15 protein-coding genes are annotated in these 15,974 nt (G+C 73.8%); 8 read left to right on the plus strand and 7 right to left on the minus strand.

What is annotated here, in order from left to right; genetic code table 11:
• Nucleotides 1–44: 44 nt before the first annotated feature.
• Together ACQP04_RS13420 and ACQP04_RS13425 are read left to right on the plus strand one after the other, a co-directional pair.
• A complete protein-coding gene (locus ACQP04_RS13420; protein ID WP_433507373.1) occupies nt 45–941 on the plus strand; it encodes an LLM class flavin-dependent oxidoreductase in 897 nt (298 codons plus the stop codon).
• 40 nt (nt 942–981) lie between these two features.
• Nucleotides 982–2,034: a winged helix DNA-binding domain-containing protein gene (locus ACQP04_RS13425; RefSeq protein ID WP_433507374.1), complete on the plus strand. Its 1,053-nt coding sequence runs from the start codon at nt 982–984 to the stop codon at nt 2,032–2,034.
• Nucleotides 2,035–2,058: 24 nt separating this feature from the next.
• Here the strand turns inward: ACQP04_RS13425 and ACQP04_RS13430 are convergent, their stop codons facing one another.
• Complete coding sequence (locus ACQP04_RS13430) at nt 2,059–2,280, minus strand: hypothetical protein (protein WP_433507375.1); 222 nt, start codon at nt 2,278–2,280, stop codon at nt 2,059–2,061.
• 86 nt (nt 2,281–2,366) lie between these two features.
• Between ACQP04_RS13430 and ACQP04_RS13435 the strand changes: the two genes are divergently transcribed.
• Nucleotides 2,367–3,329: a helix-turn-helix domain-containing protein gene (locus ACQP04_RS13435; RefSeq protein ID WP_433507376.1), complete on the plus strand. Its 963-nt coding sequence runs from the start codon at nt 2,367–2,369 to the stop codon at nt 3,327–3,329.
• Between the two features lie 176 nt (nt 3,330–3,505).
• Nucleotides 3,506–4,870 carry an FAD-dependent oxidoreductase gene (locus ACQP04_RS13440; RefSeq protein WP_433507377.1) on the plus strand — a complete coding sequence of 455 codons (1,365 nt, stop codon included), beginning with the start codon at nt 3,506–3,508 and terminating at the stop codon, nt 4,868–4,870.
• Here the strand turns inward: ACQP04_RS13440 and ACQP04_RS13445 are convergent.
• From ACQP04_RS13445 to ctaE, 5 genes are all read right to left on the minus strand, one after another.
• Nucleotides 4,867–5,154 carry a hypothetical protein gene (locus ACQP04_RS13445; RefSeq protein WP_433507378.1) on the minus strand — a complete coding sequence of 96 codons (288 nt, stop codon included), beginning with the start codon at nt 5,152–5,154 and terminating at the stop codon, nt 4,867–4,869. The two genes, ACQP04_RS13440 and ACQP04_RS13445, sit on opposite strands and share 4 nt — an antisense overlap.
• A gap of 331 nt (nt 5,155–5,485) precedes the next feature.
• Nucleotides 5,486–7,183 (minus strand): cytochrome bc1 complex cytochrome b subunit, encoded by a 1,698-nt coding sequence (qcrB, locus tag ACQP04_RS13450; RefSeq protein ID WP_433507379.1) that lies wholly within the window; start codon nt 7,181–7,183, stop codon nt 5,486–5,488.
• Nucleotides 7,180–8,301 carry a cytochrome bc1 complex Rieske iron-sulfur subunit gene (qcrA, locus tag ACQP04_RS13455; RefSeq protein ID WP_037041240.1) on the minus strand — a complete coding sequence of 374 codons (1,122 nt, stop codon included), beginning with the start codon at nt 8,299–8,301 and terminating at the stop codon, nt 7,180–7,182. The genes qcrB and qcrA overlap by 4 nt, the downstream gene beginning before the upstream one ends.
• Nucleotides 8,298–9,152, minus strand: coding sequence for a cytochrome bc1 complex diheme cytochrome c subunit (gene qcrC, locus ACQP04_RS13460; RefSeq protein WP_433507380.1), 855 nt, complete (start codon nt 9,150–9,152; stop codon nt 8,298–8,300). The genes qcrA and qcrC overlap by 4 nt, the downstream gene beginning before the upstream one ends.
• Nucleotides 9,153–9,207: 55 nt before the next feature.
• Nucleotides 9,208–9,810, minus strand: a complete 603-nt coding sequence (gene ctaE, locus ACQP04_RS13465) for an aa3-type cytochrome oxidase subunit III (RefSeq protein WP_037041245.1) — start codon at nt 9,808–9,810, stop codon at nt 9,208–9,210.
• 232 nt (nt 9,811–10,042) lie between these two features.
• Between ctaE and ACQP04_RS13470 the strand changes: the two genes are divergently transcribed.
• The 4 genes from ACQP04_RS13470 to ACQP04_RS13485 all read left to right on the plus strand — a co-directional run bounded on the left by ACQP04_RS13470 (nt 10,043) and on the right by ACQP04_RS13485 (nt 14,181).
• A complete protein-coding gene (locus ACQP04_RS13470) occupies nt 10,043–10,450 on the plus strand; it encodes a hypothetical protein (RefSeq protein WP_433508356.1) in 408 nt (135 codons plus the stop codon).
• Nucleotides 10,450–11,490, plus strand: a complete 1,041-nt coding sequence (gene trpD / locus ACQP04_RS13475; protein ID WP_433507381.1) for an anthranilate phosphoribosyltransferase — start codon at nt 10,450–10,452, stop codon at nt 11,488–11,490. The genes ACQP04_RS13470 and trpD overlap by 1 nt, the downstream gene beginning before the upstream one ends.
• A gap of 1,128 nt (nt 11,491–12,618) precedes the next feature.
• Nucleotides 12,619–13,716: a glycoside hydrolase family 16 protein gene (locus ACQP04_RS13480; RefSeq protein WP_433507382.1), complete on the plus strand. Its 1,098-nt coding sequence runs from the start codon at nt 12,619–12,621 to the stop codon at nt 13,714–13,716.
• 186 nt (nt 13,717–13,902) lie between these two features.
• The gene (locus ACQP04_RS13485; RefSeq protein ID WP_037041250.1) at nt 13,903–14,181 is read left to right on the plus strand and encodes an Lrp/AsnC family transcriptional regulator; all 279 of its coding nucleotides are present in this window, start codon (nt 13,903–13,905) and stop codon (nt 14,179–14,181) included.
• Nucleotides 14,182–14,191: 10 nt separating this feature from the next.
• Here ACQP04_RS13485 and ACQP04_RS13490 read toward each other — a convergent pair whose 3' ends face one another.
• On the minus strand, nt 14,192–15,958 hold the full coding sequence (locus ACQP04_RS13490; RefSeq protein ID WP_433507383.1) for a DEDD exonuclease domain-containing protein: 1,767 nt from the start codon (nt 15,956–15,958) through the stop codon (nt 14,192–14,194).
• Between the last annotated feature and the right edge of the window lie 16 nt (nt 15,959–15,974).

The raw sequence follows: 15,974 nt of genomic DNA on the forward strand, positions 1-15,974 counted from the left end.
GCCCGTGCTGCGATGGTGGCCCTGAGACCGAGCGAGGGGGACCCGTGGCCGAGCGACCGATCGTGCTGGGCGTGCAGCCGTGCGGCGAGAGCGCCGATCCGGGGCGGCTCCTGGAGCGGGTGACGCTGACGGCCCGGGGCGTCGACGTGCTGTTCCTCGTGGATTCCCCCGAGCCGGCCGCCGGCCCCGCACCGCTCGACGCGCTCGCGATCGCCACCCGGGTGGCGCCCGGCGTGCCCGGCACCGGGCTGGTGCCGCAGGTGCCCGTGACCGGCGCCGATCCCGTCGCCCTGCACGACGCCGTGGCCGCGCTCGACGCCGCCTCGCTCGGCCGGGCCGGGTGGGAGGCCGTGGTGACGGCCCCGGTCGCGCCCACCCCGCCCGGGGAGCTGTGGGCCGAGGCCGCGGAGGTCGTCGAGGTGGCGCACCGGCTCCGAACCGGTGGCGGGACCGGGTTCAGCGGTGAGTTCGTGCAGGTGCAGGGCCGGATCCCGGTGCCGCGGTCGCCGCAGGGCGAGCCGGTCGTCGTGGTCCGGGCCGACGCGCCCGAGGCGCTGACGGTCGCGGCGCGCAGCGCCGACGTCGTGCGGATCTCCGCCGGCACGGTCGCCGAGGCGGCGATGCGCCGGCTGGACGTCGAGGGCGCGGCCGCCGAGGCCGGGCGCGATCCGCGGACGCTGCGCCTGCTGGTCGACGTCGGGGTCGGCGCGGGGGACGGGCTCCACCACTCGGGCTCGGCCGGGCTGGCGTCGCTCGCCCGCGAGCTCGCCAGGGCCGGCGCCGACGGGGTCGTGTTCCTCCCCGCCCGGCCGCGCGGGCTGGAGAAGGTGGCCGACGACGTCGTCCCGCTGCTGCGGGCGCACCGGAGGCCGCTGCGCACCCTGCGCGAGCGCTTCGGCCTGCCGATCCCCGCCGCCGGGCTCGCCGTCTCCCCGGGCTGAACCTCCCGTTCTGTCGGTCCCGGGTGGCACGCTGCCCGGCGTGGGGGAACGGGAGCTGTCGTGGGGTGAGCTGAACCGCGCACTGCTGGCGCGGCAGCTCCTGCTGGAGCGCGCTGCGCTCGGACCCGTGCGCGCCGTCGAGCGGGTGGGCGGGCTGCAGACGCAGTACGCGCCGTCGGGCTACGTCGGACTGTGGTCGCGGCTGCGGGACTTCCGCCGCGAGGACCTCACGGGGGCGCTGACCGGGCGCCGGATCGTCCAGGCGTGGGTCATGCGCTGCACCATCCACATGGTCTCGGCGGCCGACCTCGCCCCGCTCACCGAGGCGGTGCGCGAGCCGCGGCGCCGGTGGTGGCTGCGCGCGCAGAAGGAGGCCGCGGGCCTGGACATGCCCGCCGTCGCCGAGGCCGTCCGCAGGTACCTGGCGGACGGCCCGCGCAAGCAGGCCGAGATCGTCGCGCTGCTCGCGGCGGACGGGTTCCCGAAGGTCGCCTTCCAGGGCGTCCAGCTGTGGCTCGACCTCGTGCGGGTGCCGCCCGCCGGGACCTGGGAGTCGCCGCGCGCGCACGTGTACGGGCTGGCCGAGGACTGGGTGCCGGCGAGCGGGGCCGACCGCGCCGGCGGCGAGGAGCTGCTGGCCGAGCGCTACCTGCGCGCGTTCGGGCCGGCGTCGGCGCAGGACCTCGCGCGGTACGCCGGCTGGACGATCACCGAGGCACGGGCCGTGCTGGCGAGGATCGAGACCCGGCGGTTCCGCGACCCGGCGGGCGGCGAGCTCGTCGACCTGCCGCGGCTGCCGATCCCGGCGGCGGACACGCCCGCGCCCGTGCGGTTCCTCTCGACCTTCGACGCAGTCCTGCTGCTCGGGCACGCGACGCGCGCGGGCATCCTGCCGCCGGAGCACCGGGAGAAGGTGTTCGCCACGCGGATGCCGCAGTCCACGCCGACCTTCCTGGTCGACGGCCGGGTGGCCGGCACCTGGCGGTTCACCGACGGGCGGGTGGTGCCGGCGCCGTTCGCGGAGCTGCCCGCCGCGGCGGCGCGGGAGGTGGCGGAGGAGGCGGAGCGGCTCACGGAGTTCCACGAGGCCTGAACACGCGGCCCGTCGGGCGGGAATCTAGATGCGCAGCCGGGTCTCGATGTCGGCCGGTGAGTCGGGCAGGGCCCGCAGGTCGGCGACCAGGCGTTCCCGGTCGCGGTCGGCCGGCAGCATCCCGGCGAACGGCGCCGCGGGGCGGAACTGGGCCAGGCGGAAGCGGCGGCGGCCGTCCCGGTGGGCGCCGACGAGGCTCCACCCGAGGACGACGAGGGCGGCGAGGACGAGGATCGATGCGGTCATGGCAGGAAGTTTGCTCCGCATCAGTTCCTGCCAGAAGTGGCAGAGAAGACACCCTGCGCAAAGATGCCGCCAGTATGCTGTCGCGCATGCTGCGCAGCGTCGCCGTGCTGGTCATGCCCGAGCTCGCCGTGTTCGAGTTCGGGGTGCTGTGCGAGGTGTTCGGCATGGACCGCTCCGACGACGGCCTGCCGGTCCTCGAGTACCGCGTCTGCGGGGTCGAGGCCGGGAAGCCGGTCAGCACCACCGGGGGCGTGCAGGTCGTGCCCGAGCACGGCCTCGAGGGGCTCCAGGGCGCCGACCTGGTCGCCGTGCCCGCCACCCGCCTGCGAGAGTTCCCGGAGGAGGCGCTCCAGGCCCTGCGGGACGCGGAGGCGGCCGGCGCGATCCTGCTGACCGTCTGCTCCGGCGTCTTCGTGCTGGCCGAGGCCGGGCTGCTCGACGGGCGCAAGGTCACCGCCCACTGGCACAGCGTCGACGAGCTGCGCGAGCGGTACCCGACGGTCGAGGTGGACCCGGACGTCCTCTACGTCGACGACGGCAACCTCATCACCAGCGCGGGCACGGCCGCGGGTATCGACGCCTGCCTGCACCTGGTCCGCCGCGAGCTCGGCAGCGCCGTCGTGAACGGCATCGCGCGCCGCATGGTGGTGCCGCCGCAGCGCGAGGGCGGGCAGCGGCAGTTCATCGACCGGCCCGTGCCGGAGTGCTCGGCCGACTCGCTCGGGCCGCTGCTGGACTGGATGCTCACCCACCTCGACGTCGAGCACACGGTGGCGGACCTGGCGAAGCGCGCCACGATGTCCGAGCGGACCTTCGCCCGGCGCTTCGTGAACGAGACCGGCACGACCCCGCTGCGCTGGCTGACCCGGCAGCGTGTGCTGCACGCCCGGCGCCTGCTCGAGGACACCGACCTCTCCGTCGACGCCGTGGCCGCCCGCTGCGGGTTCGGCAGCGGCACCCTGCTGCGGCACCATTTCCGCAAGGTCGTCGGCGTCGCGCCGGCGGACTACCGGCGGGTCTTCCGCAGCAGCGAGGAGCTCGCCGGCTGACCGTCCGGCCTGACGCGTGACGGATCTCACTCGCGAGGCCTGCGGCGCGGGCGATACTGAGCCGGACAGACGCGCATTCCCACCATCTGCGCCCCGGTCACCACCGGTCGTCGGCCGCCGCCGGCCGCCGGAGGACCCCGTCGACCGGGGGCGCGCGAGGAGCAGTGACGCCCGAGATGCCCGCGCAACCGAGAGTGGCGGTGATCGGGGCCGGCCCGTCCGGCCTGTACGCCGCGGCCGCCCTGCTGGCCTCCGAGGTTCCCGTCGACGTCGACGTACTCGACCGGCTGCCCGCCCCGTACGGCCTGGTCCGCTACGGCGTCGCCCCGGACCACGTGAAGATGAAGTCGGTCATCCGGGTGCTGCAGAAGCCGTTCGACGACGGCTCCCGCGTTCGGTTCCTCGGCAACGTCCGCGTCGGTGAGGGCGGCATCCCGCTCGACGTCCTCCGCGAGCACTACCACGCGATCGTCCACGCCTCGGGCAGCTCGGTGGACCGCGCCCTGGGCATCCCGGGGGAGGAGCTCGACGGCAGCCACGGCTCCGGCGCCTTCGTGAGCTGGTACTGCGGCCACCCGGACTTCGTCGACCTCGACCCGCTGCTCGACCACCCCGGCGTCGTCGTGGTGGGGGCGGGGAACGTGGCCCTCGACGTCGCCCGCGTGCTCGCCCGCGGGCACGCCGAGATGGCCGGGACGGACGTGCCGGACCGGGTGCTGGAGACGCTGCGCGGCAGTGCGGTCGCCGACGTCCACGTGGTGATCCGGCGCGGGCCGGAGCACGTCAAGTTCACCCCGGCCGAGCTGCGGCAGATCGGCGAGCTCGACGACGTGCAGGTGTTGGTGCACGACGACGGCGTGCTGGCCGCGGGCGTCCCCGAACCCGAGGAGCGCCGGCAGAAGCAGAACCTCGCGCTGCTCACCGACTGGACCGCGCACACCCCCGGCGACGCGCCCCGGCGCATCCACCTGCACTTCCTGCGCACGCCCGTGCGGCTGCTGGAGGAGGGCGGCCGGGTGGCCGGCATGGTCGTCGAGCGCAACGAGGTGCAGGACGGGAAGGTCGTCGGGACCGGCGAGGAGGAGACCTTCGAGGCCGGGCTGGTCGTCCGGGCGATCGGGTACTCGGGCGAGCCGATCCCGGGCCTGCCCTACGACGAGCGCAACGGGATCGTGCCCAACGACGCCGGCCGGGTCGTCGACGGCGACCGGCGGGTGCCCGGCGCCTACGTGACCGGCTGGATCAAGCGCGGCCCCACCGGCGTGATCGGCACGAACAAGCACGACGCCGTGGAGACCGTCGCCTCGCTGCTCGACGACCTCCACACGCTCCCGGACCCGGAGTACCCGGACCCGGACTCCGTCGTCGAGCGGCTGGAGGCCTACGGCATCGAGCCGGTCACCTGGTCCGACTGGGAACGGCTCGACGCCGAGGAGCTGCGCCTGGGGGAGGCCCGCGGCGGCGCCGAGCGGGTCAAGGTCGCCGAGCTGGGCGAGATGCTCGCCGCCGCCCGGGGCCGGACCGGCGCCCCGGCCTCCTAGTAGGGGTCGACGGACTCGACGCTCGGCAGGGCGCGGAGGCGGGTCGCGAACTCCGCGGCCTCCTCCGCGGTCATGCTGACCGAGCAGGTGAGCTCGCTGCAGCCGACGCCCTCGCGGACGTCGACCGCCATCTCCTTGACGAGGCCGCCGCAGGCGCGCAGCTCGGCGGCGACCAGCAGGACGCCGTCCATGCCGTGCGTGGTGACGATCGTGTGGCGGCGCAGGATGCGGCAGCCGGCGGTGCCGGTACGGACGTCGCCGGGCCGGTCGATGGTGATGCTCATGGGACGTGCTCCGGGGGGTGCGTTCGTGAAGCTGCTGGGAACGCGAGCCAGGTCTCGGCAGGGTTCTCGGCTTGGGGGAGCGCGGGGCGAGAGGTCCCGCGGGGGCGCGACGGCAGCCTGGCTCAGCCGACGCGCTGGGCTACTACGAGCCCTGCGCGCGCGGCGAGAAGGATCGCTGCGAGTCGCACGTCCGCCACGTTAGCAGCCGCGCGTGGCGCGTGACACCTGGCCTCCCGGACAGGGTGACCCGCCGGGGAGACGGCCCGAGAACGGGAGAAGGGGCCCCGCGGTGCGGGGCCCCTTCTCCGTGTCGATCAGGACGTGCGGACCGTCAGTCGGTCTGGTCCTTCGGCCGCCCCGCGTCGGGCCGGCCGGCCAGCTCCAGCTCCTCCGCCGCCCGGGCGCGCCGGTCGCGCTCCTCGAGCTCGCGGTGGTGGTTGTCGGCGCGGGCCTGCTCGAGGGCCACCGTCTCCTCGACGGGGTCCGGGCCGAGCAGCGAGCCGGCGACCGGCGTGCCGGCCGAGCCCAGCTGGTTCATCCGCTTGGGCACCGGCGCGCCCTGGTACTCCAGCGGGACCGGGTGGCCGTGGTCGTCGACGCCCGCCAGCGGCTGGTGGACCTCGATGAACTCGCCGTGCGGCAGCCGCCGGATGATGCCCGTCTCGATGCCGTGCTCCAGGACCGCCCGGTCGCTCTTCTGCAGGCCGATGCAGATCCGGTACGTCACCCAGTAGGCGATCGGCGGGACCACCAGGAGCCCGATGCGGCCCGCCCACGTGGTCGCGTTGAGCGAGACGTGGAAGAAGTAGGCGATCCAGTCGTTGACGCCCGAGAGCACCAGCCAGACGTAGAACGTGATGCCCATGACGCCGAGCGACGTGCGGACGGGGACGTCACGCGGGCGCTGCAGCAGGTTGTGCAGCGCGTTGTCGCCGGTCATCCTGCGCTCGAGGGCCGGGTAGATGCCCGCCACCACGAACAGCACCGGGAGGAACGCCACCGTGGCCCAGAAGGCCGCCGGGATGGTGTAGCGGCCGAACAGGTAGATCTCCCACGGCGGGAAGATGCGCGCCATGCCCTCGGAGAAGAGCATGTACCAGTCGGGCTGCGACCCGGCGGAGACGTGCGAGGGGTCGTAGGGGCCGAGGTTCCAGATCGGGTTGATCTGGAAGATGCCGGCCATGATCCCGATGACGCCGACGACGATCGCGAAGAACGCGCCGCCCTTGGCCGCGAACGCCGGGAGGATCCGGACGCCGACGACGTTGGTCTCCTTGCGCCCGGGGCCGGGGAACTGGGTGTGCTTCTGGTACCAGACGAGCGCCAGGTGCACGCCGATCAGCGCGAGCAGGATGCCCGGGAAGATCAGCACGTGGACGATGTAGAGCCGCGGGATGATCTCCATGCCCGGGAACTCGCCGCCGAAGAGCAGCCAGTGCGCCCAGGTGCCGATCAGCGGGATCGACATGATGAAGCCCGAGGCGATGCGCAGGCCGATGCCGGAGAGCAGGTCGTCCGGCAGCGAGTAGCCGGTGAAGCCCTCGAGCATGCCCAGCAGGATCAGGACCAGGCCGATGATCCAGTTCGTCTCACGCGGCTTGCGGAACGCGCCGGTGAAGAAGATCCGGAACATGTGCGCGACCATCGAGGCGACGAACAGCAGTGCCGCCCAGTGGTGGACCTGCCGCACGAACAGGCCGCCGCGGACCTCCAGGGAGATCTCGACGGCGCTCTCGTACGCCCGCGACATGTGGATGCCGCGCAGGTTGTCGAACGGGCCGTTGTAGACGACCTCGGTCATCGACGGGTCGAAGAACAGCCCGAGGTAGATGCCCGAGAGCAGCAGGACGATGAAGCTGTAGAGCGCGACCTCGCCCAGCATGAACGACCAGTGCGTGGGGAAGACCTTGTTGAACTGCTTCCGCAGCCCGGCGGCGGGGTGGTACCGCTCGTCGAGCTCGTCGAGCGCGGCGGCGGCCTTGCTCTTCGGGCCACCGGACTTGGTGACGGGTGTGGTGATGGCGCTCATGGCCTCCGCTCCCAGAATGCCGGTCCGACGGGCTCGATGAAGTCGCTCCGTGCCACGAAGTAACCCTCACTGTCCACGGTAATGGGCAGCTGGGGCAATGCGCGCGTCGCGGGACCGAAGACCGGCCGCGCGTACTCGGTCGCGAGGAACTGCGACTGGTGGCACGGGCACAGGATGCGGTTGTCCTGCGCCTGGTAGAGCGACGTCGGGCAGCCCAGATGGGTGCACACCTTCGAGAAGGCGTAGTAGTCGCCGAAGTGGAAGTTCTCCTGGCCCTGGCGCTTGATCGTCTCGGTGCCGGGGCGGAGCCGGATGAGCATGACCGGCGTGTCCGAGGCGCGCTGCGCGTGCAGCAGCTCCTCCTCGTTGCCGCGCTCCGACTCGCGGTAGGGGAACACCGTCTCCATGGAGCCGGGCTCCATGTCCTCGGGGCGGACCCGGGAGATCTCGCCGAGGATGCCGGTGTCGCGGCGCAGGTAGACGGTCTCGTCGCCCTTCGGGGCCCACGGGGTGACCCACAGCGCCGCCTGGTCGCCGCCCTTCCACGGGTTGCGGATGAGCGGGCCGAGGGCCGCGATGCCGAGGCCGATGCCGAAGATGCCGGCCGCGGCGCCCGCGGAGCGGGTGATCAGCTTGCGCCGGGCGATGTCCGTCGACTTCCCGGCGGACGCGAGCTGGGCCATGATCGTCCGGCGGTCGACCTCGTCCGAGCGGCCGTCGTGCCGCTGCTGGACCGAGACCTCCTCGGGGAAGAACTTCCGCACGTAGGCGATGACGCCGATGCCCAGCGCGAGGACGGTGAACCCGAACAGGAAGCCGATCGCCGGGTTGTACGAGGCGTACCAGCCGTACCCCGGGGCACCGGGGGCGACGTACTCGTGCGGCCAGGCGATGAAGGCGACGATGAAACCCAGGGCCGAGAGCGCCGACAGGATGAACCAGGCCGCGACGGTCCGCTCGGCGCGCTTCTCGGCGCGGGTGCCCCTGACCGGCCACTTCGGCGCGTTGTGGACGACCTCGACGTCGTCGAGGGTCCCGGCCAGCCGCGCCAGCTCCTCCTGGCTCATCCCCTCGAGCTCCTCCGGGGAGGGGCGGCCGGGGGTGTCGGTGGCGCTCAATTCTTCGCTCCCAACCACATTGCGAAACCGATGACAGCGGTCAGGCCGACGACGAAGATGACCACGCCCTCGGTCGTCGGGCCCAGGCCCCCGAGGTCGTAACCGCCCACCTGGTTGCTGCCGTTGGTGACGGACTTGACGTACGCGATGATGTCCCGCTTCTCCTCCGGCGTGAGCTGCCGGTCGCCGAACTTCGGCATGTTCTGCGGGCCCGTGAGCATCGCGGTGTAGATCTGCTCCTCGGTGGGCGTGGCCAGCGACGGGGCGTACTTGCCCGACGACAGTGCGCCGCCGACACCGGTGAAGTTGTGGCACGAGGCGCAGTTCAGGCGGAACAGCTGGCCGCCGCGGGCCGGGTCGTCGCCGCGGAGGGCGGCGCCGGTCTGCGCCGGGGTCTCCGGGCCGCCGCCGTTGGCCTGGACGTAGGCGCCGAGGGCGTCGAGGTTCGCCCGGCCCTCCTCGGTGTCCGGGTCGAACTGCGGCAGCGGGGGCTTGCGGCCGGCCTGGGCCTCCTGGCGGGCCAGCGGCATGCGACCGGAGGAGACCTGGAAGTAGACGGCGGCGTCGCCGACGCCGATCAGGCTGGGGCCGCGCTCCGCGACACCCTGCAGGTTGGAGCCGTGGCAGGTGATGCAGGCGGCGTTGTACAGCTCCTGGCCCTTGGCCACCAGGGCGGCGTCGGGCTGGGCGATCGCCTGGTTCTGCTCGGCGTTCGGGGCGAACAACGTGTACCCGCCGCCGACCGCCAGCAGGGCGACGCCGATCGCGAGGAGACCGGCGAACTTGCGCCGCATCTTGCCGTGCGGCCGCCGCTTCCGGGGCGCGGGTGGTGTGGTGGTCTCGGTGGTCATCGTCGGCGTCTAACCCTCACGGTCGGCGTTTCGTGCTTCCGGGGAGCGGGGTCCGCTACCGGATGAAGTAGATGACGGCGAAGAGGCCGATCCAGACGACGTCGACGAAGTGCCAGTAGTAGGACACGACGATCGCCGCGGTGGCCTGTGCCGGGGTGAACTTGCTCAGCCTGGTGCGGATCAACAGGTAGATGAACGCGATCAGGCCGCCGGTCACGTGGAGGCCGTGGAAGCCCGTGGCCATGTAGAAGACCGTGCCGTAGGCGCTGGACGAGATCGTCGTCTCGTGCTCGGTGACCAGCGTGTGGTACTCGTTGATCTGGCCGAGCACGAAGAACGTGCCCATGAGCAGCGTCAGCGTGTACCAGCGCCGGAGGCCGAACACGTCGCCGCGCTCGGCGGCGAACACCCCGAACTGGCACGTGAACGAGGACGCCACGAGGACGATCGTCACGACCAGTGCGTAGGGGACGTCGAGGTGGGTCGGCGGCGGGGGCCACTCGCCGACGTTCTGGGCGCGCGCGGTGAAGTAGATCGCGAACAGGCCGGCGAAGAACATCAGCTCGCTGGACAGCCAGACGATGGTGCCGATGCTGACCAGGTTCGGTCGGTTCAGCGAGTGGATCCGCGCGCTGATGTTGGGAGCCGCTGTCGTCACGCGGGCATTATGACCCCACGCGAACTTCTACAGCCTGTCGGGATACCCACTTCGTCAGGGAGAACCGGTTCGGCGGCACCGGGGCAACGCCTCGCCGGCCCCTCCGGGTTCCCGCGCGTGCGCGTCCGCGGGTGTGCGGGTGCTGACTAGTATGCGGCGGGTGAGCAGCGCCGGAAGCCTCCCCGCGAGCACGAACCCGTCCGCGTCGTCCGGGCGGCGGACCTGGAACGTCCTGGTCTACAGCCATCGTCCGGAGGTCAGGGAGGCGGTCGTGACGGCGGTCGGGCGGCGCCCCGCGCCCGATCTCGGCCGCGTCCGGTACGTCGAGGCCTCCGGGGTCGCCGAGGTCCTCGCGGCATGCGACGCCGGCGAGGTCGACCTCGCGATCCTCGACGGCGAGGCGCAGCCGACCGGCGGCCTGGGACTCGCCCGGCAGCTGAAGGACGAGATCGCCGACTGCCCCCCGATCGTGGTCTCCGTGCGGCGCGCCGACGACCGGTGGCTCGCCACCTGGTCCCGGGCCGACGCCGTGCTCGTGCACCCGCTCGACCCGCTGACCGCCGCCGAGACCGTGGCCGAGGTGCTGCGCGGTCTCGAGGGCGGGAACGGGACCGGGGACAGCGCCCCCGTCCGCCGCTGATGGCCGACCAGACCTGGCCGGCCGTGCTCGGCCGGCTCATCTCCGGTCAGGACCTCGCCGCCGAGGACACGGCGTGGGTGATGGACCGCGTGCTGTCGGCCGACGCCACACCGGCCCAGCTCGCCGGGTTCCTCGTCGCGCTCCGGTCCAAGGGCGAGACCGCCGGCGAGATCACCGGGCTCGCCGCGGCGATGCTCGACCACGCCAACCGGGTCACCGTCGCGGGCCGCGCGGTCGACATCGTCGGGACGGGCGGGGACCAGGCCAACACCGTCAACATCTCCACCATGGCCGCGATCGTGGTCGCGGCCGCCGGGGTGCCGGTGGTGAAGCACGGGAACCGGGCGGCGTCCTCGTCGTCGGGGGCGGCCGACGTGCTCGAGGCGCTCGGGGTGGTCATCGACCTGCCGCCGTCCGCCGTCGCGAGCTGTGTGGCGGAGGCGGGCATCGCCTTCTGCTTCGCCCCGGTCTTCCACCCGGCGATGCGGCACGCCGGCCCGGTGCGCCGCGAGCTGGGCGTCCCCACGGCCATGAACATCCTCGGCCCGCTCACCAACCCGGCCCAGCCGTCGGCGGGGCTCGTCGGGTGCGCGGACCCGCGGCTCGCACCGGTGATCGCCGAGGTGCTGGCCGAGCGCGGCGCCTCCGCGCTCGTCGTGCGGGGCGACGACGGCCTCGACGAGCTCACCACGACCACCGCCAGCGCCGTCTGGATCGCCGGCGGGGGAGAAGTGCGCCGGGCGACCGTCGACCCGGCCCGCCTCGGCATCGGCCCCGCCACCCGCGAGGACCTGCGGGGCGGCGACGCCCGCGCCAACGCCGAGGTCGCCCGCGACCTCGTCGCCGGCAAGCAGGGGCCGGTCCGTGAGGCGGTGCTGCTCAACGCCGCCGGCGCGCTGGCGGCCTACGACGGCCCGGTGACCGACCTCGACACCGCCCTCGCCGCGGGCCTGGAGCGCGCCGCCGGGGCGATCGACTCCGGCGCGGCCGAGCGGCTGCTCGGCACCTGGGCCGAGGTCTCCACCCGGCTCAAGGGGTAGGTGGGTGGGTCGGGTGCGCCCGGCCCACCCCGCCACTCGCGCCCTGCCCTCGCGTGAGTCGCGCTGTGCCCTCTCGCGAGTCGCGCGGTGGTCTCCGGGCGATGACCCGGCTCCATAATCATTGTCAACGGGACGCGAGGGCTGCTTCGACGACCGTCCTGTCACGCTCGCGGCGCTCGGGGAGCCCGAGGCCGTCCCCGAGCGCCGGCTCAGGGGTGTGCGCGCGGTGCTTCATGGCGTTCGCGCGTGATCTCACGGGTCGTGACCGTTTCGGCGACTCTGCGTCAGACACGCTGCTCAGACGGGTGGTTCGTGCTCCGGTGCCCGGAGCGAGCCCTCGCTGCACCGGGTGACGCCCGACCGGGGACGGTGTCACGCCTTCGAGGGGCTTTGCCTGCTCTTCGGTGACCCAAAGCGGACATCAGCACCATGATTCACGCCAGCACCACCTACCTCAACGACACCATGCGGTGCGGCGGGTAGTGACAGATGCCTTGCGCAGAGTCACGAAGCCGCCGGGCCGGGTTGCCCGCCCGGGCGACGGGGGTGCAGGCGAAAGGCGATCCGATGAAGCTCCGAACCCGCAGACACCTCGCTCTGATCGCGACGGTCGGTGCCCTGGGCCTGATCGGGCCCGGCGTCGCGAGCGCCCACGACACCTCCGGGGAGACCGCGGCCACCGGGCCGACCGCTGCCGCTCCCGCCGGGACGGGACTGCTGTCCTCCGGTCCCGCGGACGCCTCGGCACAGGCTCCCAGCCCTGCACCGGCTGCGGGCACGGCGGGCGGGGCCCCCGTGGCCTTGCCGGCTCAGCCCGCCCCGGGGAGTGCGACTCCGGCGGCCGACCCGGCGAACGCCGCCTCGGCCTCCGCGCCGGCCCCCGGCACCGCGCCCGCCCCCGCCGCGCCCGGTGCACCCGTTGCCGCCCCGGTAGCGGCCGCGCCGGCGGCTGGGACCGCACCCGTCCCGCCCGTGAGCGGTGCGGTGGCGGACCCGGTCGCGGGATCGGCTCCCGTCGCCGGTGCTGCCGCTCCGGGAGCCCCTGCGGCTGTTCCCGTCGCCGCGCCGGTCGCGGATCCCACCGCCCCGCCGGTAGGCGGCACGGCGGCCGGGCCCGGTGGGGTCGCGGTGCAGGAGCCGCCCGGGGTGCCGCCGGTCGTCACGCCGCCGGTGGTCGCCCCGCCCGTCACGGTGCCGCCCGTCACGGTGCCGCCCGTCGCGGTGCCGCCCGTCGGGGTGCCGCCCGTCGGGGTGCCGCCCGTCGCTGTGCCGCCGGTCCCGGCCGAGCCCGAGACCGCCGCCGAGAAGTACGGCTGGGGCACGCCGCTGCCGGAGTCCGACGAGTTCGGCTACACCGGCGCCCCCGACTCCGCCAAGTGGGACACGATCAACGGGTGCTGGGCCGGTCACAACGGCAACGGCAAGCGCTGCGGCGCCAACAGCACCGTCGACGGCGAGAAGCTGATCCAGAAGGGCAGCGAGAACGGCGACACCGGCTGGCTGGCCTCGAAGCTCGACCAGCGGTACGGCCGCTGGGAGGCGCGCGTCCGCTCCTTCAACACGGGGGACTCGGGCAAGGAGTACCACCCGCTGCTGATCGTGTGGCCGGAGTCGGACAGCTGGCCGGAGGACGGCGAGTACGACTTCCTCGAGAACCAGGCGCCCGGCGAGGAGTGCGCCAACGCCTTCATCCACTACCCGCACCCGAACATGCCGGTGCAGCAGGAGTTCCTGGAGGAGGAGGACTGCGGGGCGCCGCTGTCCGAGTGGCACAACATCGCCTTCGAGTGGACTCCGGACCACGTGCGGGGCTACGTCGACGGCAAGGAGTGGTACACGCTCGAGGACGGCGCGGGTCCCGGCGGCCGTAAGAACATCCAGGACATGCCCTCCGGGCACCTGACCATCCAGTTCGACAACTTCCACGGCGGCGGGATGCGCGAGGCCAACTACGAGATCGACTGGGTGCGCATGTACTCGCTCGACGGTGCGGGGCAGCCCGCGGCCGGCGCGCCCGCCACGGGCGGCGAGGACCGGTCCGGTGAGGACTCGTCCACGGGCGACTCCTCCGGTGGCCAGTCGTCCGGTGGCCAGTCGTCCGGTGAGAAGCCGTCCGGTGGGGACCCGTCCGGGGACGAGCCCGCCAGCGAGGGCGCGATGACCGAGGCGGCACCGGCCGCGTCGGCGACCCGGGCCTCGTCCTTCGACGCCCGCACCTCCGGCTGAGCACAGGACCCGCACCCGGTGGGCGGCCCCGCACGGGTCGCCCACCGGGGTGCGGCACGTCCGGGGCGCGGACGCCACCCCCCACACACCCGATGATCACGGCCCGGTGTGGATCGCGGCACCGCGGCCCCTGCTGCACTAGCCTCCGCAGCGAACCGCCCCGAGGCCTCGTGAGAAGGAGAGCCCGTGATCACCGCGATCGTCCTGGTCCACACCCTCGCCGACCGGATCCCCGAGACCGCACAGGCGATCGCGGACATCGAGGGCGTCGCCGAGGTCTACTCGTGCGCCGGCGACGTCGACCTGATCGCGATCGTGAAGGTCCGCGAACACGAGCAGCTCGCCGACCTCATCGCGGGGAGGATCTCCAAGGTCGACGGCGTGCAGCACACCGACACCCACATCGCCTTCCGCTCCTACTCCCGCGCGGACACCGAGGCCGCCTTCTCGGTCGGCTCGACCTGAGGCCCGCGGCTCACCCCCTCCCCGCCAGCACCTCGACGGCACTGCGGCCGGCCTCCGTGCCCTCCCTCGCCTTGAGCGCCCAGCGGCTCCACCGGGCGGCGCCGCGCGCCGGCTCGGACCACGGCTCGCAGTACACGAGCCGGGTGCCGCCGGTGGTGAGCCAGCGGTAGATCAGGCGCACCTCCTCGGGCGGGGCCCCGTGCAGCGGCCCCTCGCCGGGCAGGATCGTCTGGGCGCCGGCCCGCAGAGCCTCGACGACGGGCATCGGCCGCACCGCACGTCGGGCCACGTCCGCCGCCGCCAGCTGCCCGTACCGCACCACGGCGAGCTCCCAGCCGCCGCGCCCGTCCGGCCGCGCACCGACGAGCTCGGGCTGGGCGGCCAGTTCGGCCAGCGTCTGGCGCCGCTCGAGCGCCGAGATCAGCGACGCCAGCCGGTCCCGGTCGCCCGCCGCCTCCTCGAACCGCTCCTTGCCCGCCAGCTCGTCGACCCCGCGGGCGAGCCGGTGCAGCGGGTCGTCGCTCGCCCCGTGGACCAGCGACCACAGCGACTCGACGGCGGGGGCGTACTCCTCCGGTGTCTGCAGACCCGCGCACGGGGCTCCGCACTTGCCCAGCTCGTGGAGCATGCAGGGCGACGCGGACGGGGCGCGGGCCGGGATCCGCTGCGTGCACCGCCGCAGCGGCACGGCGTCGAGCAGGGTGTCGAGCGCCGTCGCGGCTGAGCGGTGCGAGGTGAACGGGCCCAGCGCGCCCTCGCGGGCGCTGGTGATCACGGAGAGCCGAGGGAAGGTCTCGGCGGTCGGCGCCACCCACCAGGTTCGGCCGGGGTTGCGCGAGCGTCGGTTGTACTTCGGCTTGTGCGCCGCGAGCAGCCGCAACTCCCGGACGCCCGCCTCGAGCGCGTGCGCGCAGACGACCGAGTCCACCCGCTCGGCCAGCGCCACCATGTCCCGGATCCGGCTGCGCCGCTCGCCCGCGGTGAAGTAGCTGCGCACCCGCCGGCGCAGGTCGCCGCTGGTGCCGACGTAGAGCACCTCCTCGCGCGGCCCCCGGAACAGGTACACGCCCGGCGCCGAGGGCACCTGCTCGGCGAGGTGGCGCTTCTGCCGCTGCCGCTGGGTCGGCCGGTGCGCCGACGCCTCCCGGGTGAGCGCGAGCAGCTCCTCCAGGCTCTGCACACCCAGGTTGCCGACCCGCTCGAGCAGGTGGTGCAGCACCTCGACCGTGGCCCGCGCGTCGGACAGCGCCCGGTGGTTCGGCTGCGTGCGGGTGCCGAAGTGCCGGGCGAGCGCGCCGAGCCGGACACTGGGGCACTCGTCCCGGGTGAGGACCGCCCGCGCCAGCCGCGCGGTGCACAGGACGGGCGGCCGCGGCCACACCTGCCCGTGCCGCTCGCAGGCCGAGCGCAGGAAGCCGGAGTCGAACGGGGCGTTGTGCGCCACCAGGACCGAGCCGGTGAGGAACTCCAGCACGGACGGCAGCACGGCGGGCAGGCGCGGGGCGGTGCGGACCATGGCGGTGGTGATGCCGGTGAGCGCCACGACGTTCGGTGGGATGCCGGTGCCGGGATCGACGAGCGTGCCGAGCTCGCCCAGCTCCTCGCCGCCCCGCACCTTCACGGCGCCGACCTCGGTGATCCCGTCCCGCTCGTGGCTCCCGCCGGTGGTCTCGAGGTCGAGCACGACGAACGTCACCTCGCGCAGCGGGGTGCCGAGCTCGTCGAACGAGAGCTGGGGAGCGGTCACGCGGCGAACGGTAGTTCGAACCCCCGACATTTCCTCGCACACCCGT

Source organism: Pseudonocardia halophobica, from assembly GCF_050948485.1.
GTDB lineage: Bacteria > Actinomycetota > Actinomycetes > Mycobacteriales > Pseudonocardiaceae > Pseudonocardia > Pseudonocardia halophobica.